Below are 21,181 nucleotides of genomic sequence, written 5' to 3'. Positions count from 1 at the left end.
GAGAACCTGTGACGAATAATGCATGGCAAACAGCAACGATTGTTCAGTCAGAGTCGAAACTAGCGGCCCGCGGGCGAGCGGCGGAGTTCTGCTTTCACCGGATCAGCTGTCAAAGCCGCCCGTCCGCTTTCGGCCAATCACCGACCTGCCTGCCGCCATAGCCGCTGCATGACGGATCTGAGTTCTTAGAGACGGGGAAGTGGACGCACCCGGCCCGCCGTCTTAGCTCGACTTTGGCCATTTGAGTCGGATCTGAGGTGGCGGAGCGGGTTGACCGGCTAGGGTGGATGCGTCCCCGCCAAGAGACGCCGCCATGCTTTGCCTACCGACCCGCCTCGCCGCAGTGATCCTGAGCTTCGCGCCGCTCTTTTTCCAGCGGAGTTGGCGTCACGCTGAGGTGCTTCTGATCGGAGCTATCCTGGCGCCAGGCAAGCGCACGGTGACGAGCCTGCTCCGCGTCACCGGGCTCGCCCGGGAACGGCACTTCGTGAACTACCACCGGGTTCTCAGCCGGGCAGCCTGGAGTTCCCGAGCGGCGTCGCGCCTCCTGCTGGGGCGGCTAATCGAAACCTTCGCGCTGAGCGGGCCGGTGGTGCTGGGCATCGACGATACGATCGAGCGCCGCCGCGGCAATCGGATCTCAGCGATGGGCATCTACCGTGACCCGGTGCGCTCGTCGCACGGGCACTTCGTCAAGGCCTCTGGCCCGCGCTGGATCAGCCTGATGCTGCTGGCGCCGGTCCCCTGGGCCAGGCGGGTCCTGGGCACTTCCCTTCCTCACCGCCCTGGCGCCCTCGGAGCGGTACTGCCGGGTGCGCGACCTCCGCCACAAAAAGCTCACTGACTGGGCTCGCCAGCTGGTTCTACAGGTCCGTCGATGGCTCCCGCATCGAGACATCGTCGTGGTCGGTGATAGCGGCTTTGCCGCCCTGGAGCTGCTCGCTGCCCTCGCCCACCAGGAGGTCACCGGCACAACGCGCCTGCGGCTCGATGCAGCGCTCTACAACCCGGCGCCACCCTGGCTGCCCGGAACCAACGGCCGACCTCGCACCAAGGGCGCACGGCTCCCGAACCTTTCCGAGGTGCTGAAGGATCGCGACACGCGCTGGCAGCCGCTGCTGGTCCAGGGCTGGTACGGCGAGGGCGCGCGCCTGGTCGAGATCTGCTCGGCAACCGCCGTCTGGCGCCACGGCGGAATGCCCGTCGTGCCGATCCGCTGGGTGTTGGTTCGCGATCCCCAGCTCAGGTTCCCTCCGCAGGCCCTGCTGTGCACCGACCTACACCGCGCGCCCGAACAGATCCTGGGCTGGTTCGTCCAGCGCTGGCAGTTGGAGGTCACCTTCCAGGAAACCCGTGCCCACCTCGGCGTCGAAACCCAGCGGCAGTGGTCGGACCTCGCCATGGCTCGCTCCACCCCATGCCTGCTCGCGCTGTTCTCCCTCGTCACCCTCCTGGCCAGCCGGCTCAGGCCCGCGGAGCGAAACAGTGCGGCCCGCAGCGCATGGTACGGTAAGCCGCGTCCGACCTTCAGCGACACCCTCGCCGCCGTGCGACGCCACATCTGGCGAGAGCAGGGTTTGCTCACGTCACGGCGCGGCGCCCACGCCGCAAAACCCCGCTCGGCCCTACAGCGCGCCTTGGCCTACGCCATCGGCCACGCCGCCTGATGGCCAAAGTCCAGCTAAGAACACCTACCAGAACCGCCTGATCTGGCCGAGGCAGACCAGGGCGCAGGCGAGCGTTGTGAACGCCAGGTGGATGTCGATGCGGCGCTCATACCGGATGGTCAGGCGGCGGTAGCAGGCGAGCCAGGCGAAGGTGCGCTCGACAACCCAGCGGTGTCGTCCGAGATGGGTGCTGCTCTCGATCCCGCGGCGTGCGATGCGCGGGGTGATGCCGCGGGCACGGCACTCACGACGGCAGCGGCGATGGTCGTAGGCCTTGTCGGCGTGGAGCTTGCTCGGCCTGCGCCGGGGACGGCCACGATGGCCGGTTCGGATCGGCGGCACGGCATCCAGGGTCGGGGCCAGCCATGCGGCTGTCGTGGCGGTTTGCCCCGCTGAGCGTCAGGCCAAGCGGCGTGCCGCGGGCGTCCGTGACGACATGACGCTTGGTGCCCGCCTTGCCGCGATCCGTTGGGTTCGGCCCGACTTCCGCGCCCCCCTTTTGGCTGCGATGCTGGCGCTGTCGAGCGCCGCCCGGCGCCAGTCGATCTGCCCAGCTGCCTCAAGGCGCTCCAGCAAGGCTCGGTGCAAAGCAGCCTAGACACCGGCCTCCTGCCAGTCCCGCAGCCTGCGCCAGCAACTCATCCCAGAGCCGCAGCCCATCTCCGCAGGCAGCATCTCCCAAGGCAGGCCGGACCGCAGCACGAACAGAATGCCGGTCAGCGCCGCCCGATCCGGCAGCCGCGGCCGACCACCCTTCGGCTTAGGCCGCTCACGCGGCAACAACGGCTCGATCGCCGACCACAGATCATCCGGGACCAGGGGCTTCGCCATGCCTCACAGAACGCTCAACAGCCGGTTTCGTTAGGCGTTTTTAGCCGGTCAGACTGTGGTGGCTGTGCCGCACGCTCGGCCTGCGCCTCGGCGAAGACGGCGCGTCGGGTCATGCAGTTTCACCAGCGCGAGGAATACGAGGCGCTACGGGCTGCGAGGACCCGGGCGGAAGATCCCACTTGGCTTGAGCGTTACAACAAGCGCGCCGGAGTGGAAGGCACGCTCTCGCAAGGCATACGCGCTTTCGGGATGCGCCAGTGCCGCTACATCGGCTTGGCGAAGACAAGCTTGCAGGAAGCCTGCGCGGCGGCTGCAATCAATGTGTCCCGCGCAGTGCGCTGGCTTGATGGCCTGCCACGAGCCAAGACGCGCGTGACCCGATTTGCGGCTCTGGCAGCAGCCGCCTGAATTCGCCGACAGTATCAGGTATTTCTGCGGATAAGCGGCGTGTTACATTACCTCTGGCGAGCAGTGGACCAGCACGGCGTGGTGCTGGACATCCTCGTTCAGGACCGGCGGAACGGGAGTGCGGCCAAGCGATTCTTCAAGCACCTGCTCGCGGCGCTGAAGTACAAGCCGCGCCGGCTGATCACCGACGGGCTGAAGAGCTACGGGGTCGCTCAGCGCGAACTCCTACTCGAAGTCCGGCATCGCAGCAGCCGCTACCTGAACAACCGGGCGGAGAACTCGCATCGACCTACCCGACGGCGGGAGCGGCAGATGCAATGGTTCAAGTCGGCTGAGCAGGCCCAGCGGTTCCTCTCAGCCCACAGCATGATCTACGGCCACTTCCGTCCTTGCCGGCACCTGATGACCGGCAGCGAGTACCGGCGCGCCCGCACCAAGGCCTTCCGGATCTAGCAGCAGGAGAGGTGCGCCCAAGCGGCTTCCTGATCCTGCCCCCCTCACTCACGCGGCCCAACTTGCCTTTTCGTCAAACAACTTGCCAATGCCCATCTGGCGCTGCGCCAGACCGAGCGTCTGGTAGCCTCGACTCTGCGTTTGCTCGGTCTCGATCTCGCCGCGCCCGACCATACCACCTTAAGCCGCCGTGCGGAGATCCTCGAGATGCCGCGGTCACGCGGCGGACAGTCGCCCAATCAGTCTACTCGGATACCGGCCTGCTGCACGAGGTTCTCCCACTTCGCCGTCTCGGCCGCGATAAATCGGCCGGCATCCTCTGAAGTGCGCGCCTCCAGAGGTGGTACCTGAACGCCGAACTCCGCGAGCCGCGCCTGCGAAGCCGGGTCGTCCAGCGCTGCCCAAATGGCGGTCGACGCGCCCCTCACGATCTCGCCTGGTGTGCCGGCCGGGGCGAGCACGGCGTTCCAAGTGGTCGCCTCAAAGCCCGGGACGGTCTCGGCCACCGTGGGTAGGTCGGGCAGCGCCTCCGATCGGCGCGAGCCGGTGGTAGCGATGCCTCGGAGGGTGCCGCCGCGCACCTGGCCCGCGCCAGAGGCCACGCTGTCCATGACGAGGGCGATGCGCCCGGCGATGAGGTCGGCAACGGCCGGGGCGGTGCCCCGGTAGGGAATATGCTCCGCAGCGACGCCAGTCATGCTCTTCAGCAACTCGACGCCGAGGTGCGAAGAGCCGCCTGCGCCGCTGCTGCCATAGGCTTGGTGGCTGGCGCGAAGGAAGGCAAGCAGCCCCGCCATATCGCGGACAGGGCTGTTCGGCGGCACGAGGATCACCTGCGGCACCACACCAATGAGCGCGACCGGCGCGAAGTCTGCCACCGGATCGAAGGTGAGCCGGCTCCCGTGCAGGGCGCGGTGCACGGCGTGGACGACCGTAGTGAAGAGCAGCGCGCTGCCGTCCTTCGGCGCGCGCGCCACCGCATCTGTCCCCGGTAGGGCGCCTCCGCCGGCCCGGTTCTCCACCACGACGCGCTGCGGCAGCGTCGCTGACAGGCGATCTGCCAGCAGCCGCGCCACGATGTCCGTCGGCCCCCCGGCGGCGTAGGGGACGATCAGGCGCACCGGCCGGTCCGGCCACGTGGATGCGGGTTGCGCTCGGGCAAGGGCGGGCATGGCAGCCGCGGCGGCGAGGCCGGCGAGGAGGGAGCGGCGGTCTGTCATGGGGCGTCTCCTGCTGCGTCTCGTTAGGCGATCCGGTCGCCCTTGCGGATTACCGCGGCGCGGTTGTCCACACCGGGAAGCATCTTTGCTGGGTCCCGCGTGACGATGACGTCGAGCACGACCGGGCCCTTGATCGCCATTGCGCGCCGCAGCGCGTCCTCGATCCCGTCCGGATCCTCCACGCGGATCCCGGTGCAGCCGAAGGCGTTCGCGACGGATGCGAAGTCCACCTCCGTCAAATCTGAGGAGTGATAGTTGCCGGCGCCGTAGACGAGGTGCTGCAGCGCCTTCACATAGCCCGACGCCGCGTTGTTCACGACGATGACGGTGATGTCGAGTTCCAGGCGACGGGCCGTCTCCAAGTCGCCCAGCACCATGCAGAAGCCGCTGTCCCCTGTCAGCGACAGGATGGGCCGGCCCGGGGCGGCGAGCGCCGCGCCCATGGCGCCCGGCAAGCCGTAGCCAATGGAGGCGAAGCCGCGGTCCGGAACGAAGCCACGCCCCGCGCGCTTGGTGTCGAAGAGCAGGCCGCCCCAGTGCGCCGCGAAGCCACCATCGGCGACGAGGATGCCATCCTCCGGCAGCACGGCGTTGATCGCCGTCAGCAGCCGCGCGACGTTGATCGGGCGCTCGTCGGACTGCAGGCGAGAGGAGACTTCCTCCAGCCAGCGGGCCATGCGCGATGGCACCTCAGCAGCGTAGCCTTCGTGACGGGCGGCCATGTCGGGCGCAGCGGCCGAGAGCGACGCGTGCAGATCCTCGATGCCGAGCAGTGCATCGCCCCAGAGCAGGACGTCGGCGCGGCGCGTACGGCCGAACTCCTCGGCCACGATGTCGAGGTGGATGATCGTTTTGCCCGCACCCGGCACGGTGTAGCGCTTCGTCGCGATCTCGCCGAGCTTGCAGCCGACAACGAGGATGACGTCCGCCTCCTCGATCAGCCCGTTGGCAATGCGGTCGTAGCGCCCGAAGAGCCCAGCGTTGAGTGGGTCCGTGCAGGGGATGGCGCCCTTGCCGGTCAACGTGTGCGCCACTGGGATGTTGTGGGCGCGGGCAAAGGCGGTCAGCGCGTTCGCCGCGCCCGAAATGTGCACGCCGCCGCCGGCGAGGATAAAGGGCCGCCGGGCTCTGGCCAGCAGCGCGGTGGCGCGCGCGACGGACGCGCCGTCTGGGCGGCAGCGCAGCGCGGGCGCCGCTTCGTTGATCGCGTCGACCTCGAACTCGTCGGCCTGGAAGGTGTGAGTGGCATGCATCAGGTCCTCGGGCACGTCCACCACGACCGGGCCAGGACGTCCGGTCGTCGCCACCATGAAGGCGCGGCGCATCAGCTCGGGGATCCGGGCGATGGCTTCGATACGGATCAGCTCCTTGCAGACAGGGCGCAGCAGGTCCGTCTGACGGCACTCCTGCGTCATGTTCTTCCAGGAGTGGTCGCGATGCGTGTCGCCAACCACGCAGACCATCGGCGTACCCGCGTTCAGCGCCTCGGCAAGGCCGGTGACGAGGTTCGTCGCGCCCGGCCCGAGGGTGGCGTCCGCCAGCCCGACGCGCCCCGAGACCTTGGCGTAGGCATCCGCCAGGAAGACCGCCGAGCGCTCGTCGTTCATCAGGTGGTGCGGCATGTCGAAGCGGCGCACCGCCTCGTAGAGGGGCAGCAACTGGAAGCCGCCCATGCCGAACATCGGCCCACCATGGAAGGCGCGAATGATCCGCGCGATTGCCTCGCCGCCCTGCATCTCGAGCGAGGCATTGTCGGACGGCGTGCCGTCCCCCATCCATTCCGGCATCGCACCGCTCCCCTCTGTTCCGCCCGGCGCGTGATCCGGACAAGGCCGGTCCGATCCCGGCATCGCTTGTGTCCCATTCAGTGGGACGCTTGTTCCTGATGAATGGAACGAGTAACGAGACTGGCGTAGCGTCGTCAATCCCCTGGGGACCGACCGCGCGGCATGGAGAAGAAGGCGTCACTTGGACAGCAACGGGGCTGGCGGCGGCCATCAGGGTATCGACCGGACGCTCGCCCTCCTCCGGGCGGTGGCGGCAGGCGGGACGGCAGGGACGCGGCTGGTCGAGGTCGCCGGGCGTGCTGGGCTGTCCCGCTCCACGGCGCATCGCCTGCTCGCCTCCCTCGTCGCCGCCGGGCTAGTCGAGCAGGACGAGGAGGCGTCGCGCTACCACCTCGGATACGAGATCCACGCGCTCGGGCGCCACGCCGCGGCACGGCACGGGCTGTCCGTCGCTGCGCGCGCGAGCCTCGTGCGGTTGGAGGAGCGAACGGAGGACACGGTCTATCTTCAGCGCCGCTCCGGCGATGACGCGGTATGCGTCGCGCGCCAGGAGGGGCGCTTCCCCATCAAGACTCTCACCCTCGCGGTGGATGACCGCCGGCCACTTGGCATCGGCGCGGGCAGCCTGGCCCTCCTTGCCGCCCTGCCGGATGCCGAGATGGAGCGCGCCGTGACGTCCAATGCAGGGCGGCTGCGGGCATTCCCGAGCTACACGCCGGACGTGCTGCGCGACCTCGTGACTCGGACGCGGTGTGACGGGTACGCGACCAATCCTGGCATGGTCGTGCCCGGCATGAGCGCGGTCGGGCTGTCAATTCCTGGCCCCGGCGGACGGGCGATGGGGGCCCTGAGCATCGCTGCCATCGAGAGCCGGATGGGCGAAGAGCGGCGGCGGCAACTCGTGTCCTGGCTGCGCGAGGAGGCGGAAGCGATCGGCCACCTCCAGGACGGAGCGGGCAGGGAAGGGGCCTGATCCCTCCAGGGTCTGGTCAGGCCTCCGCCCAACGGCGCAACACCGCCTCCGCCCGCTGCCCAGGGCACGCGCCGAGGCGTCGCGCCGCGTCGTTCGTGGCGGAAATCACCCCGTCGAGGAACACCGACCGCGCCTCCCCGATCCGGGCAGAGGCGGCGGCGACGGTGAAGGCAGCGATGCCTCGCGCATCAAGGGCCGGAAGGCGGCGGGTACCCGCCGCCTCAATCCCGATGCCGGCGTCGTGGAAGACGGCGGCGAAGCCCTCCGTTCGCAGAGCCATGGCTGGCTGCCCGCCGACGAGCCCGCCATGCGAGCCCGTGACGATGATCCCCCCCACATCCTCCGGAACGACAAGGGAGGCCGAGTCGACGAGGAGGATGCGGCGAGCGCCGCCGGGAACCGCGATCTCGCCCCGGACCTCTCCGATGGCGGGCGGCTCGGCGCGCTGGTGCGGCGCGGTGCGCAGGCGCGCGGCCGCCTCCGCACAGGCCATGCCCCTGGTGACGCCGGCCGCCTGGGCCGCGGCGTTGGCATGGCTGATGCGGCCGCGCGCGCGCATGTCGGCGGTGTTCCCAATCCTGCAGGAAAGGTGGGAGACGGTTGCGGCCGCGATGCCGAGCGCGTCAAGGAGGGGTAGGGAGCCGATCCCTGCGTTGTCCAGCCCGCCACCCGCGTCGTTCAGCACCACGGCCCGCACGCGTGCGCGGGCGGCGAGGTAGCCCGGGTAGCAGCCGCCATGGGAGCCGGAGAGGACCACCGCACCGTCCGCCTCGGGCGGTAGCTTGGTGATCGTGTCGGCTTCCAAGATGGCAATCTCGCCACTATCGGGCATGGTCCCCCCCTTCGTGTTTCGCGCTCTCCAAGCCGCGGCGATGCGCGCGGAGCAGACGCTGCCGCGCACCTCGGAAATAGGCCTCCATCAGCGAGGCGGCTAGCGTCTCGTCCCCCTCCTCCAGCGCTTCCGGCAGCGTTGTGAAGTAGCCCGTGATGGCAGCCCACTCTCCAGGCGTGGCGCTCATGTAGCTCGCCTGCATCACCATGGCGAAGGTAGTGCGGTGGAAGGAGCGCGCGAGCCACTCGTTGCCGCAGAGATCGAATAGAAGCGCGTGCGCGGCGCGGACGAGGCGGAACGCCTCACGCACGTCGAAGTCCGGGGCAGCGTGGCCGATGAGATGGTCGCGCACGGCGGCGAAGCGATCGGCCACGGCGGCGCGTTCCTCCGCGCCGAGGCGCCGGGCGGCGAGCCGGCCGCAGAGCGCCGCGAGGTGGGCACGGAGGTCGCCAAGGTCCGACATCGCCTGCTCGGTCAGGAGGGACACTGCAACGCCAGCGTTCGGCCGGTGCTGGACGAAGCCGTCCGCTTCGAGGTGGCGGAGCGCCTCGCGAACCGGGGTGCGGCTGATGCCGAGCGTCTCTGCGATGTCGCGCTCCACCAGCCGCGCGCCCGGCGGGAAGCGGCCGTCGAGGATGCCTTCCTGGATCGCTTCGTAAGCGCGGGTAATGGCCTGAGACACCGCGTTTCCACCTTTGGTATGCAATATAGTCTACCAGACCGATTTTGCTTGCCAAATCCCGATTGATGGTATGCCATACAGTGAGAGCCCCAGAAGGGTGCCGCGTGGGGGGAATGGTTTTGGCGGTTGAGCACGCGCTCGCACGGCTGCGCCGGATGCACGTCATCCGCTTCTTCGAGGAGGCTGCGGCCGAGGCCTGGTTCGCCGGCAAGGTGCGCGGGTCTGTGCATCAGTCTATCGGGCAGGAGGCTGTCGCTGTCGGCATCTGCGAGGGCCTGCGGCGCGACGACTGGCTCGCCTCCAATCACCGCGGCCACGGCCACGCCATCGCCAAGGGCGCTGACCCGCGCGCTATGATGCTCGAGCTGTATGGCCGTCGTGGCGGGACCTGCGGCGGCAAGGGCGGCTCGATGCACATCGCCGACTTCTCTGTTGGGATGCTCGGCGCCAATGGCGTGGTGGGGGACGGGGTGACTCTCGCGCTTGGCGCCGCCCACGCCGCCGTCATCCAGGGTCAGGACCGGATCGCGGCCGCCATGTTCGGTGATGGCGCGATGAACCGAGGGCCGCTGCTGGAGGCGCTGAACTGGTCGGCGGCCATCGCGCTGCCAATCCTCCTCGTTTGCGAGGACAACCACTACTCCGCCACCACGCGCACCGCCGACGTGACGGCGGGTCCCGGCCCGATCGCGCGCGCGGAGGCCTTCGGACTGTACGCCGAAAGCGTGGACGGCAACGACCTCGACGCGGTGATCGAGGCGTCCACCCGCGTCGCCGCCCGGGTGCGGGAGACGCGCGGGCCAGTCTTTCTGCACTGCCGCACCTATCGATGGCGCGGCCACTTCGCGCCCGATAAGGGCGCCTACCGTGACCCTGAGGAGCACGCGCGGCTCATGGCGAACGATCCCATCGCCCGCTACGCCGCGGTGCTGGCCGCCGCGGGCGTCGAGGCCGGGGCGATTGCGCGTGTTGAGGAGGAAGCGCGCGCCGAGATCGCCGCCCATGTCGCCGACGCCGAGGCGGCGCCCTGGCCCGAGGAGCGCGAGGCTTTCACCGACGTGCAGGACCTCGGCGCGCCGGACGAGCTCGCGCGGTGGGTCGTGGCATGAGCGAGATGACCTACGCCGACGCCGCGCGCCTCGCCCTGCAGCAGGAGATGATTCGGGATCCCTCTGTCTGGGCATTAGGGGAGGACCTAGGGCCTGAGGGCGGAGTGGCGGGCCAATACCGCGGCCTGCAGCAGATGTTCGGCTCCCGCCGCGTCGTGGACACGCCGATCAGCGAGAACGCAATCATGGGGGCTGCCGTCGGCGCCGCCATCTGTGGCACGCGCCCTGTGGCCGAACTGCGCTTTGCCGACTTTGCCCTCTGCGCCGCGGACGAAGTAATCAATCAGGCTGCCAAGATCCGTTATATGTTCGACGGCCAAGCCCGCGTGCCGCTGGTGGCGCGCATGGCGATTGGCTTTCGCACCGGCATCGCCGCCCAGCACAGCCAGAGCAACGAGGCCTTTTGGGTGCACGTTCCCGGCCTCGTCGTCGTGGCGCCTGCAACCCCAGCGGATAACCACGCGCTGTTGAAAGCGGCGATCCGCTGCGACGACCCGGTCGTCTATATGGAGAGCAAGGAGCTCTGGCAGTTCCGGGGGGAGGTCGATCCCGACGCCCCGCCGGCCGAGCTTGGCCGTGCAGAACGGCTTGTTTCCGGCTCTGACGTGACGATCGTCACTTGGTCCCGGATGCGCCACGTCTGCGAGGCCGCCGCCGCGACGCTGGCGGGGGAGGGGGTGCGCGCCGATCTGTTTGACCTTCGCACCCTTTGGCCTTGGGACCAGGAGGCGGTGCTGGGATCAGTACGCCGGACCGGGCGGCTGCTGGTGGTGCACGAGGCCGTGCGCACGGGCGGCTTCGGCGCCGAGATCGTCGCCGAGGTGACGGAGGCGCTGTTTGCCGAGCTGAAGGCGCCGCCGATGCGCCTCGCTGGGCCCCGCGCGCCGACGCCCTTCTCGAAGCCGCTCGAGGATCTTCACCGCGTCACCGAACCGATGGTGGTCGGCGCGGCCCATGAGCTGGTGAGGCGGGGCTGATGGATCTGTCCGGGCGGCACGTTGTGGTAACGGGCGGCGGCGGAGCGATCGGCGCCGCCATCGGCGGCCGCCTGGCGCGTGCCGGCGCCCGTGTGCTGCTGGCCGACCGCGACCCCGACGCCGCCGCGCGCGCCGCCAACGCGGAAGGTCTCCACGCCGCCGCGCTGGACGTGACGGACGAGGTCGCCTGCGACAGGCTGCCCGACCTCGCCCGCGCCCGGATCGGCGGGTTGGATGGGGTAGTGCACTGCGCGGGCGCCGGGATGGAGCGACCGGTGATCGAGACCGATCTTGCCGATTGGCGCCGCATGATCGAGCTGAACCTGACCGGTACCTTCCTTGTGTTGCGGGCCTGCCTCCGCGCCATGGACCGGGGCGGAGCCGCGATCGCGATCGCCTCGACCGCCGGGGAGCGCGGCAGCGCCCGCCGCGGCGCCTACGCCGCGGCTAAGGCAGGGGTGATCAGCCTCGTGCAGACGCTCGCGATCGAGCGGGCTCCGACGGGACAGCGGGTGAACGCAATCTCCCCCGGCCCTGTGGCGACGCCGCTGACGGACGCGATGCACTCGGACGAGACGCGAGCGGCCTTCGCGCGCCGTACGCCGCTCGCCCGCTACGGCCGGCCGGAAGAGATCGCGGGCGCCGCCCTCTACCTTCTCTCGGAGGAGGCCTCCTACGTCACCGGCCACGTGCTGCACGTGGACGGCGGCTTTCTCGGCGCCGGGATCATGGCATGAGCAGCGCGGTCATCGATGCCCACCACCACGTCTGGCGGCAGGCGGACCTCGACTGGTTGCAGGGGGAGGAGCGGCCGCGCATCTTCGGCCCCTACCGCCCGATTATGCGTGACTATCTGGTCGAGGAGTTCATCGCCGACGCCGCGCCGTCCGGTGTCGCACGATCCGTCTACGTGCAGGCGAACTGGCCGAACAGCCGCGCCTTTGAGGAGGCGGCCTGGGTGCAGGGTGAGGGCGAGCGCGCCGGCATGATCGGTGGCATTATCGCCTTTGCCGACTTCGCGGACCCGGGGGTGGGCGCCCACCTCGACCGGCTGCGCGCCCTACCGGCGCTGCGCGGCGTGCGCCAGCAGCTGCACTGGCACCGGACGCCGCTCTACCAATTTGCCGCGCGCCCAAACCTGTCGGATGACCCGGACTGGCGCCGCGGCTTCGCCCTACTCGCCCCGACCGGCCTGCTCTTCGAGCTGCAGGTCTTCGCCGGACAGGCCAATCCGGCCGAGCGGCTGGTGCGCGACTTCCCGGACCAGACCTTCGTGCTGGAGCACGCCGGGATGCTGGAGGACCGGTCTGACACCGGCTGGGCCGAGTGGCGCGGCTTCATGGCGCGCCTGGCGCAGCACCCGAACGTGTGCACGAAGCTGTCGGGCCTCGGCACCTTCCTCCGCGCCGCGCGGGCGGAGGACTGGGCGCCGGTGGTGCGGCCGACGCTCGACCTGTTCGGGCCGGAGCGCTGCCTGTTCGGTAGCAACTTCCCGATTGAAAAGCTCTGGACCTCCTACGCTGATCTCTTCGCCACCTTCTCGACCTGCATCGACCACCTGGACGAGGCCGGGCGCCGCGCCGTGCTCCACGACACTGCCGCCCGGCTCTACAGTCCGTGACCGGGCGCCTCGCGGGCAAGGTCGCCCTCGTCCTAGGGGCGGGAACCGAGGGTGGGGGGCTGGGCAACGGCAAGGCTGCGGCACTGGCCTACTCCGAGGCGGGCGCGGTGCTGCACTTGCTGGACCGTGACGCGCGCGCGCTGGACGAGACGGCGGCCGAAATCCCGGGCTGCACGACCAGCCTCGCCGACGCAACTGACCCGGCCGCACTGCGCGACGCTGTCGCGGCTTGCGAGGCGGCGCATGGCGGGCTCGACATCCTGCACAATAATATCGGCGTCGCGATCGCCGGCGCGGCCGAGAGCGTCTCGGCCGAGGATTTCGAGCGCGGCTTCCGCTTGAATGTCACCACCGCCCTGCTGGCGATCCAGGCCGCGATCCCGGCCTTCCGACGCCGCGGCGGCGGGGCGATTGTCAACATCGCCTCCCTTTCTGGGGTTCGGGTGATGGAGGGGTTGTCCTATGTTGCCTACCCGGTGGCCAAGGCGGCGCTGTCCCAGCTCACCCGCGTCGTGGCGGCCAATCACGGCCCGGACAACATCCGCTGCAACGCCATCCTGCCGGGCTTCATCCAGACGCCGATGGTCGAGCGCGCCGTGCTGCGCGCCGCCGGCGGGATGAGCCTCGACGCCTACCTCGCAAAGCGCTCCGCCGCGATTCCGCTCGGGCGCTGGGGGGAGGCGCGGGACGTTGCCATGGCGGCCGTGTTCCTCGCCTCTGATGAGGCCCGCTACGTCACCGGCGTCGAGCTGCTGATCGACGGCGGCGCAAGCCTGCTGACCGGATAATAGGAAGAACGGGAGGGACGGGATGGATAAGGGTGTTCTCGGGCGTCGCGCCGTGCTCGCGACCAGCTTCGGCGCGACACTCGCCGCCCCTCTCGTCGCGCGATCGCAGCCGGCCGGCTCGCCGGTGCGGATCGGCTTCTCCATCGCCCAGACGGGGACGCTGGCGGCCGGCGGCCGCCCGTCGCTGCTGGCGCGCCAACTCTGGATGCATGACGTGAACGCTCGCGGCGGCCTCCTCGGCCGACCGGTGGAACTGGTGTTCTACGACGATCAGACGAGCGCGGCGACCTCGCCCGCCATCTACGCCAAGCTCCTCGACGTGGACCGGGTGGACCTGCTGGTCGGACCCTACGGCACGCCCGTGCAGGCCCCGATCATGCCGATGGCCCGCCAGCGCGGGAAGCTTCTCTTCGGCAACTTCTCATTCCGCGCGAACGAGGAGATGCGCTACGACCGCTACTTCAACATCGCTCCCTTCGGCGCGACGCCGGACGCTTGGCCGGGCGCCTTCGTCCGCCTCGCCCACCGGCGCGGCCTGAAGCGCCTGGCGATCATGGTGGCGGACGCGGAGGGCACTGTGACCCTCGGCGCCGGCGCGCGGGAGACGGCGCGGTCGCTGGGAATGGAGGTGGTCTACGACCAGCGCTACCCCTTCAACACGACCGAATTCAGCTCCGTTCTCCGCGCCGTCCGCTCCGCGCGGCCGGAGGCGGTCTATGTCGGCTCCTTCCCGAACGAGACGGCCGGCATCGTGCGCTCAGTGGCTGAGATCGGCGTCGGCAGCTCCGTCCAGCTCTTCGGCGGCGGCATGGTCGGGCTGCAGTTCGCCCCGTTGCTGGAGAGCCTCGGCGACGCGGTGAACGGCCTTGTCAATTTCCAGACCTACGTGCCGGAGCGGACGATGGAGTTCCCGGGCATCCGCGAGTTCATCGACCGCTACGCGGTGGCAGCCAAGGCAGGGGGCGTCGACGTGCTCGGCTTCTATCTCGCGCCCTTCAATTACGCGATGGGCCAAGTGTTGGAGGCGGCGGTCAAGGCTGTAGGATCGCTCGAGGACGAGGCGCTGAGCCGGCACATGAAGTCGGCCGAGTTCGAGACGGTAGTCGGCAAGATCGCCTTCGGTCCGACCGGGGAGTGGCGCGACCCGCGCATGGTGCAGGTGCAGTTCCAAGGCGTGCGCGGAACCGACGTCGAGCAGTACCGCCAGGCGGGGCGGCAGGTCATCGTCGAGCCGCCCGAGCTCGTCTCGGGCGAACTGCGCATGCCGTTCGAGCGCGCGCGGCGGTAACGTAGGATGGACCTCGAGCTGCTCATCGACGCCCTTGTCGCCGGGCTGCTGCTGGGCGGGTTCTACGGCGCCCTCAGCCTCGGGCTGGCGATCGCCTTCGGGCTGCTGGACGTGCCCCATATCGCCCACCCGGCCTTCGCGCTCCTCGGCGCCTACGGGGCGGTCCTGATGCAGGGATGGTTCGGTCTGGATCCCGTGCTGTCCGGGCTGATCCTGGCGCTGCCCTTCTACGCGCTGGGAGTGGCAGTTTACAGCTTCTATCACACAACCTTCGAGCGGCGTGGGACGGATGCAGGGCTGCGCGGCCTCGCCTTCTTCTTCGGCGTTGCCTTCGTCGCGGAGGTGATATTGATCCTCCTCTTCGGGATCGACCAGCGCGGGGTGCGTGCGCCCTATATCGGCCGCGCCCTCGTCCTCGGGGAGTTCCGCCTACCCTGGCGGATGCTTGTCGCCTCGGGTGTGGCGCTTGCCATCGCGGGCGCCATGGCGCTGTGGCTGTCCCGCACATATGTCGGGCGCGCCGTGCAGGCAGTGGCCCAGGACGCGACCGCGCTCTCGCTCCTCGGCGCCGATCCGGTACGGGTGAAGCGGATCGGCTTCGGCATCGCCACCGCCTCCGTCGCGCTCTCCGGCGCGCTCCTCGTCGTGGTCGGGCCGGTGGAGCCGGGGCTGGCGCGGATCTACATCGGTAAGGTCTTCGCCATCGTCGTGCTAGCCGGGCTCGGCAGCGTCGGCGGCACGGTTCTGGCCGCCCTGCTCCTCGGCGTGATCGAGAGCGTGATGCTTTCGAGCCCCGTTGCCTCTTGGACGCCGGCGGTCGCCTTCGGCCTCCTGCTCGCCGTGCTTGGATTGCGCCCGCAGGGGCTGTTCGGGCGATGAGGAGCTGGGTGCGTTTCGCGGCCGGGGGCCTCGTCGTGTTGCTTCTTGCGGCGCTCGCGGCGCGATGGCTGGCGAATGATTACCTTTTCTTCGCCGCCTTCGTCGTACTACAGTTCGTCGTGCTGGCGACGGCCTGGAACATTCTCGGCGGCTACGGCGGCTACGTGAATTTCGGCACCGGCGCCTTCGTGGCCACCGGCGCCTACGCGGCAGTCGCGCTGCAGAAGCTGGCGGACCTGCCGCTCCCGCTCCTCGTCCTCGCCGGGACGGCGGCCGGAGCGGTGCTCGGCTCGGCGCTCGGGCTACTAACACTTCGGCTCCGTGGCATCTACTTCGCCATCGCCACTCTCGCGATCACCATCATCCTCGAGACGGTGGTGCTGAACTGGGATTATGTCGGCGGCGCCCGCGGCATCACGCTCGACCGCCCGCATGAGGATCCGTTCTTCGGCACATACAACCGCATGCTCGTCGTGCTGATGGCCGGGATGGCGGTGGTGGCCGTCGGCATCGCGCGCTGGGTCGGCGTGTCGGCCTTTGGACGCGCCCTCTCAGCCATCCGGGACAGCGAGGACGCGGCGGAGGCTTGCGGCGTGCCGACGCTGCGGCGCAAGGTGCAGGCCGCAACGCTGTCAGGCGCCATGATGGGCGCGGCGGGGGCGCCGCTGCCTCTCTACCTCTCCTTTGTTGACCACACAGCAGCATTCGGCCTCAACTACGCGGTCTCGGCCATGGCCATGCCGATGATTGGCGGCACCGGGCACTGGATCGGTCCGGTGATCGGCGCCGTCCTTCTCGGTACCGCGCAGCAGGCGGTCACGGTGACCATCAGCAGCGAGGTAAACGTGCTCATCACCGGCCTGTTGCTGATCGGCTTCGTCGTGGCTGCCCCGCGCGGCATTCTGGGGTGGCTGGGCCGATGACCGCGGTGCTGGAGGTGACGGGCGTCGTGAAGCGCTTCGGCGGCTTCACCGCCCTGTCGGAGGTCAGCATTTCCGTCGGCGCGGGGGAGCGGCTCGGCATCATCGGGCCGAACGGTTCGGGCAAGACGACGCTGATGAACGTTATTGCCGGTCGGATCAGACCGGATGCCGGGGGCGTCCGCTTCGAGGGGCGGGACATCGGCGCCCTTCCAGCCTGGCGGCGCGCGCGCATCGGAATCGCGCGCTCCTTCCAAATTCCGCTCCCTTTCGGGAGCATGAGCGTGCTCGACAACCTGCGCGTGCCGCTTGAGCAGGGCGGCGAGGCGGACCCCCCCGGGCGTGCGGCTGCACTCCTCGAGGATTTCGGCCTCTTCCCGCGCGCCGCCGCGCGGGCCGGCGATCTATCTCAGGTGGAACTTCGTAAGCTCGAGCTCGCTCGAGCCGTGGCCGGCAACCCGCGGCTCCTCATCTCGGACGAGGCTATGGCCGGACTCTCCGGTTCCGAAATAGACGAGGTGCTGGAGCTTCTCTTGCGCCTCAACGCCCGCGGCATCGCGGTGGTAATGATCGAGCACATGATGCGTGCCATCATGCGCTTCAGCGGGCGCGTCGTCTGCATCGAGGCAGGCCGCATCATCGCCGAGGGGCCACCCGACGCCGTAGTTGCCGACCCCGGCGTTCGGAGGGCCTATCTCGGTGCCTGACCTCTCCGTTACGGACCTGCACGCCGGTTACGGCGCTGTCCGTGTGCTCCACGGCGTGTCGCTGAACGTCCGGCACGGTGAGACGGTGGCCCTGCTCGGCACGAACGGCAACGGCAAGTCCACACTGATGAAGTGCTTGGCGGGGCTGTTGCGCCCTTCCGGCGGACAGATCCTCCTCGACGGGAAACTCGAGCTGGGCGACGTCCCGCCGCAGGATGTGGTGGCCGCCGGGATCTCCCTCGTGCCGGAGGGGCGCCGCCTTTTCCCGCGTCTCTCCGTCGAGGAGAACCTTGTCCTCGGTGCCTTCCGGAGTGAAGCCCGTGCCACCATGTATGAGGAGCTGGAGAAGGCCTGGGAGACCTTCCCGGTGCTGCGGGAGAAGCGGCGCCAGGTGGCGGGAAGCCTCTCGGGTGGTCAGCAGCAGATGGTCGCGATCGCCCGCGCCTTAATGGCGTGTCCCCGCGTGCTGCTCGTAGACGAGCCTTCCGTTGGCCTCGCACCCATTCTCGTTGCCCAGGTCATCGACATCCTGGCGCAGCTGAAGGCGGAGCGGGGCCTGACAGTTTTGATGGCGGAGCAGAATTTTCAGCAAGCAGCGCGGATTGCCGATCGTGGCTACGTTCTGGTGCATGGTGAGGTCGCCTTCAATGGCAGCATGGCGGAACTGACGGAGAGCGAGGCAGTGCGAGTCTTATATCTTGGTGTCTGAACGATACCGGCAAAGGCGTTGCCATCGCGGCGCTGGTGGAAGGCGTGGTCTCCACCAAGCCGCACGCGCTGCGGCGCATCCTCTCCAACTTCCTCGACAATGCCCTAAAGTCGGCATTCCAGAGGACATGCTCGACGCCGTGATGCAGCCCTTCGTTCGGCTGGAGGAGTCTCGCAGCCGCGACACGGGCGGGACCGGGTTGGGTCTTGCCATCGCCGGGCAGCTGGCGGGCAGCTGGCGGGCAGCATCGGCGGGGCGGTGCGCCTCTACAACCGGACCGATGGCGGCGGGCTGGCCGCCGAGCTCGTGCTGCCCTGACCGGTACTCGGTGACCGGCGCGGGCCGAACGGGACCGTACGCCAGCGTATCACGACCCCCGGCTGGACCTGCGGCTCTCGCCCCCGGGCAGCGCGCACCCGGGGACAAACCCTGAGCAGCTCTTCGCTGCGGGGTGGTCCGCTTGCTTCATCGGCGGCTGGGGTTGGCTACGGGCCGCCGCAGGCTGGCGCTCCCGGCGGGCACGGCCATGGATGCGGAGGTGGACCTCGGCAAGGCAGAGGATGGCTTCCACCTGCGCGGCCGCCTCGCCGTCTCCCTTCCCGGCCTCGATCCTACCCTCGCGCAGGAGCTGGTGGAGGAGGCGCATGCGACCTGCCCCTACTCCAGGGCCACGCGCGGCAACATCGAGGTGCAACTGACCCTCGTCTCCACCATGGCCTCCCAGCCCGCCTGAAGGGGCATCGCTCATGGTCCTCCTGAAGAAGATGTCAATCCGGATCGTTTCGCTGGATCTCCTGGTTCTCGCCGTCCTGGCAGCGCCCTGCACCATCGAGGCCACCTCCCGCGAGCCCTCTCCCTTGGCCGGCCTGGTTTCGCTGGTCTCGACGGAAAAAGGCCAGAACTATCGAGAGGCTTATCGATGAGAAGCGTGCTTATGCATGGCCTGCTGTGGGGTACTCTCGGTCTGACTGGGCCGACCCTGGCCCAGACCGCGGGCGATGTTCTCGGCCCGGCGGGCGTCGTCCCGCTGACAGCACCGCAGCTCCAGGCCCGGATCGTCATCGATCCGCCCCTGGCCGAGCCCCTGTCCCGCGGATTTGTCTTCATCCAGTATCGGGCGGAGAACCTGCGGATCCAGCCGGTCTTCGGCCGCAGGGCGACTGGGCCGATGCCAACCGGGAGCCGACACAGACACCCTCCGAACGCGCAGAACCCCGCCGCTCACCCCAACCCAGCCGTTATGAAGCGGGCTCTCAGCAATCGGCTACAAAGCCCCGACTGAAATGGAACAACTCGCCGCGGCCGCGTAGGCCGTAACCCTTGTCCACTCAAACGGGTGAAGGTCAGCCGCCTCCTACACCATCAACGGGGGCACGACCCTGCCGCACTCTCGCGCGTCGCATCCGAACTCCGCTCCCGAAGCCGCTGATCGATGCAGCGTCCTTAACGCGAAGGCCCTGGGAGCGTAGCAGCGTCTCAGCAAGCTCGGCTCGCACGCTCTCGACCGCCCTGGCTGGGGTAGTTCCAGTGGCGGCCACGAAGCGGCGGTGGAAGTTGCGTGGGCTTTGACCTGCGACGGCCGCCATCTCCTGCACCGACCAGCGGCGCGATGGCTCGGCAGCGATGGCCTGGAGAAGGGCGTCGAAGGGCGCTGAGCCCTTGTTCTGCAGGGCGAGCACGTTGCTGAACTGCTTCTGTCCGCCGGCGCGGCGCATCGGCACAACGAGCCTACGCGCCACCCGTGCCGCCAGAGCCGCACCGTGGTCGCGCTCGATCAAGGCTAAGGTGAGGTCGATCCCGGCCGTGACGCCCGCCGTGGTCCAGACCGGACCGTCCTCAATGAAAAGTGGGCGGCCATCGACCATGACGGCGGGGTAATCGGCGGCGAGGCGGGCGCAGGAGCGCCAGTGGGTCACTGCCCGCCGGCCATCGAGCAGACCAGCAGCGGCTGCAAGAAAGGCCCCCGTGCAAACAGAGCAGACCCGGCTCGCCCGCTTGGCGACCGTTGCAAGGAAGGTCATCCAGCCTGCGTCCTGCCGGAGCGCGTAGACGCCTGGTCCACCTGGAATGACAAGGGTGCTGATCAAGCCGGACGGAAAAGCGTTCATGACGATCTCGAACCCGGCTGCGGTCATTACTTTCCCTGGGGAAGGACCGACCACTTGGACAGCATAGGATGGGTTGGCTCCCTCCTCATTCGCCGTGACGAAGGCCTGCGCCGGACCTGAGAAGTCGATCGGCTGTACGCCGTCGAAGGCCAGGATGGCGACGACGGATGGTGGCAGGATTTGCTCTATCTCTGTCATCGACATGGGCACCCTCAACCAGCTCCTCTCCGGCGCACGGCTCCTGAAAGGGGTCATCGCGACAATGGAGCATACTTATGATCGGACGTAGGGGCGCTATCGCGCTGTCGGCTCTCACTGAGGTGGTACAGCCTGCATCAGCTAGCGGTCCTGCGGACGGCCAAGCTGCCGGGAAAAAGCTCCGTCAAGTGAACATCGTACTGGTCCCGCGCATGGTGCAGCTTGACGTAACGGGTCCCTTCGAGGTGCTGGCACGCGTACCAGGTTGGAACGTCTCCCTGGTGGGAGCCACGATGGAGCCGGTTCGGACCGATCGTGGCCTTCGCATCGTTCCCGATGCTACACGCGAGACGGCGGCCCTGGCCGATCTCCTCGTTGTTCCAGGTGGGACTGGAGTAGATTTCGCGATGCTCGACCCCGCGTGGATCGCGTTTGTACAACGGCACGCTGCCTCGGCCGAGCATGTCTTCGGCATCTGCACTGGGTCGTTGCTGCTGGCTGCGGCTGGCCTTCTGGACGGTCGACGTGCCGGGGGCCATTGGCAGGCCAGGGACCTTCTTGCCCAATTCGGTGTGACGCCGTCGGACGAGCGGGTGACGGTCGATGGCCGCTACTATACCTCGGGCGGCGTCACGTCCGGCATCGACGTGGCTTTGCAGGTCGTGGCGGATTTAGAAGGGGAGACGGTGGCCCGGAAAATACAACTGGCGATCGAGTATGATCCGCACCCGCCCTTCCCGGGTGGTACACCCTCGACATCGCCAGCCGAGATCGTGCAAGCGATACTGTCGGACTCCCGTGCTCGCCGGGCTGAGCGGGAAGGAATGGTGGCACAGGCTGCTGAGAAGCTCCGCGCGCGTTGATGGAACTTGGAGGCGTTGTCACGTTGGGGACCGCCGGCTGGGGCGGAGCAGCTGATCCGCCACCGTCAACTTGCCGACCTCGGGGCAACAAGGCTGAGTGATCGACAGTGGGATCAAGGGCGATCAAGCACGCGCGGTGACCCCGCTGATGTCGGAGCGAC

Annotated in this window: 25 protein-coding genes and 2 pseudogenes; 21 read left to right on the top strand and 6 right to left on the bottom strand. The window is 68.9% G+C overall.

Features of this window, described 5'->3' with window-relative positions:
* Window positions 1-313 precede the first annotated feature (313 nt).
* Window positions 314-844, top strand: a complete 531-nt coding sequence (locus D9599_RS32065; RefSeq protein WP_198384268.1) for a transposase — start codon at window positions 314-316, stop codon at window positions 842-844.
* Window positions 813-1,667 carry a transposase gene (locus D9599_RS26320; RefSeq protein WP_309228719.1) on the top strand — a complete coding sequence of 285 codons (855 nt, stop codon included), beginning with the start codon at window positions 813-815 and terminating at the stop codon, window positions 1,665-1,667. The genes D9599_RS32065 and D9599_RS26320 overlap by 32 nt, the downstream gene beginning before the upstream one ends.
* 24 nt (window positions 1,668-1,691) lie before the next feature.
* Here D9599_RS26320 and D9599_RS32535 read toward each other — a convergent pair.
* A pseudogene (locus D9599_RS32535) lies at window positions 1,692-2,498 on the bottom strand (IS5 family transposase).
* Here D9599_RS32535 and D9599_RS26310 point away from each other — a divergent pair.
* The 3 genes and pseudogenes from D9599_RS26310 to D9599_RS32530 all read left to right on the top strand — a co-directional run.
* The gene (locus tag D9599_RS26310) at window positions 2,397-2,906 is read left to right on the top strand and encodes a transposase (RefSeq protein ID WP_198384281.1); all 510 of its coding nucleotides are present in this window, start codon (window positions 2,397-2,399) and stop codon (window positions 2,904-2,906) included. The pseudogene D9599_RS32535 and the gene D9599_RS26310 sit on opposite strands and share 102 nt — an antisense overlap.
* A complete protein-coding gene (locus tag D9599_RS26305; RefSeq protein WP_309228720.1) occupies window positions 2,907-3,359 on the top strand; it encodes a DDE-type integrase/transposase/recombinase in 453 nt (150 codons plus the stop codon).
* 72 nt (window positions 3,360-3,431) lie between these two features.
* Window positions 3,432-3,605: pseudogene (locus D9599_RS32530) on the top strand (transposase); the annotation flags it as partial.
* Here the strand turns inward: D9599_RS32530 and D9599_RS26295 are convergent.
* Both D9599_RS26295 and D9599_RS26290 read right to left on the bottom strand, forming a co-directional pair.
* Entirely contained in the window at window positions 3,599-4,579 is a 981-nt protein-coding gene (locus D9599_RS26295; protein ID WP_198384266.1) for a tripartite tricarboxylate transporter substrate binding protein, read from the bottom strand. The pseudogene D9599_RS32530 and the gene D9599_RS26295 overlap by 7 nt on opposite strands.
* A 23-nt stretch (window positions 4,580-4,602) precedes the next feature.
* The gene (locus D9599_RS26290) at window positions 4,603-6,366 is read right to left on the bottom strand and encodes a thiamine pyrophosphate-binding protein (protein WP_198384265.1); all 1,764 of its coding nucleotides are present in this window, start codon (window positions 6,364-6,366) and stop codon (window positions 4,603-4,605) included.
* A 181-nt stretch (window positions 6,367-6,547) separates the two neighbouring features.
* Between D9599_RS26290 and D9599_RS26285 the strand changes: the two genes are divergently transcribed.
* The gene (locus D9599_RS26285; RefSeq protein ID WP_198384264.1) at window positions 6,548-7,339 is read left to right on the top strand and encodes an IclR family transcriptional regulator; all 792 of its coding nucleotides are present in this window, start codon (window positions 6,548-6,550) and stop codon (window positions 7,337-7,339) included.
* Between the two features lie 16 nt (window positions 7,340-7,355).
* Here D9599_RS26285 and D9599_RS26280 read toward each other — a convergent pair whose 3' ends face one another.
* Entirely contained in the window at window positions 7,356-8,171 is an 816-nt protein-coding gene (locus D9599_RS26280; RefSeq protein WP_198384263.1) for a hypothetical protein, read from the bottom strand.
* Window positions 8,161-8,853 carry a GntR family transcriptional regulator gene (locus tag D9599_RS26275; RefSeq protein WP_198384262.1) on the bottom strand — a complete coding sequence of 231 codons (693 nt, stop codon included), beginning with the start codon at window positions 8,851-8,853 and terminating at the stop codon, window positions 8,161-8,163. The genes D9599_RS26280 and D9599_RS26275 overlap by 11 nt, the downstream gene beginning before the upstream one ends.
* A gap of 119 nt (window positions 8,854-8,972) precedes the next feature.
* On the opposite strand from D9599_RS26275, the gene D9599_RS26270 reads away from it, so the two are divergent.
* The 14 genes from D9599_RS26270 (at window position 8,973) to D9599_RS31610 (ending at window position 19,133) form a co-directional block, all read left to right on the top strand.
* Window positions 8,973-9,962, top strand: coding sequence for a thiamine pyrophosphate-dependent dehydrogenase E1 component subunit alpha (locus D9599_RS26270; RefSeq protein WP_232480932.1), 990 nt, complete (start codon window positions 8,973-8,975; stop codon window positions 9,960-9,962).
* Window positions 9,959-10,939 carry an alpha-ketoacid dehydrogenase subunit beta gene (locus D9599_RS26265; RefSeq protein WP_198384260.1) on the top strand — a complete coding sequence of 327 codons (981 nt, stop codon included), beginning with the start codon at window positions 9,959-9,961 and terminating at the stop codon, window positions 10,937-10,939. The genes D9599_RS26270 and D9599_RS26265 overlap by 4 nt, the downstream gene beginning before the upstream one ends.
* Window positions 10,939-11,676 carry an SDR family oxidoreductase gene (locus tag D9599_RS26260; RefSeq protein ID WP_198384259.1) on the top strand — a complete coding sequence of 246 codons (738 nt, stop codon included), beginning with the start codon at window positions 10,939-10,941 and terminating at the stop codon, window positions 11,674-11,676. The genes D9599_RS26265 and D9599_RS26260 overlap by 1 nt, the downstream gene beginning before the upstream one ends.
* Window positions 11,673-12,560 (top strand): amidohydrolase, encoded by an 888-nt coding sequence (locus D9599_RS26255; protein ID WP_198384258.1) that lies wholly within the window; start codon window positions 11,673-11,675, stop codon window positions 12,558-12,560. The genes D9599_RS26260 and D9599_RS26255 overlap by 4 nt, the downstream gene beginning before the upstream one ends.
* Window positions 12,557-13,348, top strand: a complete 792-nt coding sequence (locus D9599_RS26250) for an SDR family NAD(P)-dependent oxidoreductase (protein ID WP_198384257.1) — start codon at window positions 12,557-12,559, stop codon at window positions 13,346-13,348. The genes D9599_RS26255 and D9599_RS26250 overlap by 4 nt, the downstream gene beginning before the upstream one ends.
* A 22-nt stretch (window positions 13,349-13,370) precedes the next feature.
* The gene (locus D9599_RS26245) at window positions 13,371-14,636 is read left to right on the top strand and encodes an amino acid ABC transporter substrate-binding protein (RefSeq protein WP_198384256.1); all 1,266 of its coding nucleotides are present in this window, start codon (window positions 13,371-13,373) and stop codon (window positions 14,634-14,636) included.
* Window positions 14,637-14,642: 6 nt separating this feature from the next.
* Window positions 14,643-15,515, top strand: a complete 873-nt coding sequence (locus tag D9599_RS26240; protein WP_198384255.1) for a branched-chain amino acid ABC transporter permease — start codon at window positions 14,643-14,645, stop codon at window positions 15,513-15,515.
* Between the two features lie 8 nt (window positions 15,516-15,523).
* Window positions 15,524-16,438 (top strand): branched-chain amino acid ABC transporter permease, encoded by a 915-nt coding sequence (locus D9599_RS26235; RefSeq protein WP_198384254.1) that lies wholly within the window; start codon window positions 15,524-15,526, stop codon window positions 16,436-16,438.
* Window positions 16,435-17,142: an ABC transporter ATP-binding protein gene (locus D9599_RS26230; RefSeq protein WP_198384253.1), complete on the top strand. Its 708-nt coding sequence runs from the start codon at window positions 16,435-16,437 to the stop codon at window positions 17,140-17,142. Before D9599_RS26235 ends, D9599_RS26230 begins: the two co-directional genes overlap by 4 nt.
* Window positions 17,135-17,851 (top strand): ABC transporter ATP-binding protein, encoded by a 717-nt coding sequence (locus D9599_RS26225; protein ID WP_309228718.1) that lies wholly within the window; start codon window positions 17,135-17,137, stop codon window positions 17,849-17,851. The genes D9599_RS26230 and D9599_RS26225 overlap by 8 nt, the downstream gene beginning before the upstream one ends.
* Before the next feature lie 127 nt (window positions 17,852-17,978).
* Entirely contained in the window at window positions 17,979-18,284 is a 306-nt protein-coding gene (locus D9599_RS32525; protein ID WP_375373079.1) for a hypothetical protein, read from the top strand.
* Window positions 18,285-18,332: 48 nt separating this feature from the next.
* The gene (locus D9599_RS26220; RefSeq protein WP_198384252.1) at window positions 18,333-18,584 is read left to right on the top strand and encodes an OsmC family protein; all 252 of its coding nucleotides are present in this window, start codon (window positions 18,333-18,335) and stop codon (window positions 18,582-18,584) included.
* 13 nt (window positions 18,585-18,597) lie between these two features.
* On the top strand, window positions 18,598-18,774 hold the full coding sequence (locus tag D9599_RS26215) for a hypothetical protein (RefSeq protein ID WP_198384251.1): 177 nt from the start codon (window positions 18,598-18,600) through the stop codon (window positions 18,772-18,774).
* Window positions 18,771-19,133 carry a DUF6130 family protein gene (locus D9599_RS31610; protein WP_309228717.1) on the top strand — a complete coding sequence of 121 codons (363 nt, stop codon included), beginning with the start codon at window positions 18,771-18,773 and terminating at the stop codon, window positions 19,131-19,133. Before D9599_RS26215 ends, D9599_RS31610 begins: the two co-directional genes overlap by 4 nt.
* Before the next feature lie 61 nt (window positions 19,134-19,194).
* On the opposite strand, the gene D9599_RS26210 is transcribed toward D9599_RS31610, so the two are convergent.
* Window positions 19,195-20,163, bottom strand: coding sequence for a GlxA family transcriptional regulator (locus D9599_RS26210; RefSeq protein WP_198384250.1), 969 nt, complete (start codon window positions 20,161-20,163; stop codon window positions 19,195-19,197).
* 182 nt (window positions 20,164-20,345) lie between these two features.
* Here D9599_RS26210 and D9599_RS26205 point away from each other — a divergent pair, with 182 nt between their 5' ends.
* A complete protein-coding gene (locus D9599_RS26205) occupies window positions 20,346-21,020 on the top strand; it encodes a DJ-1/PfpI family protein (RefSeq protein WP_198384249.1) in 675 nt (224 codons plus the stop codon).
* The last annotated feature ends 161 nt before the right edge of the window (window positions 21,021-21,181 follow it).

Source organism: Roseomonas sp. KE2513, assembly GCF_016107305.1.
GTDB lineage: Bacteria > Pseudomonadota > Alphaproteobacteria > Acetobacterales > Acetobacteraceae > Roseomonas.
This window is presented reverse-complemented; position numbering and strand designations above follow the sequence as displayed.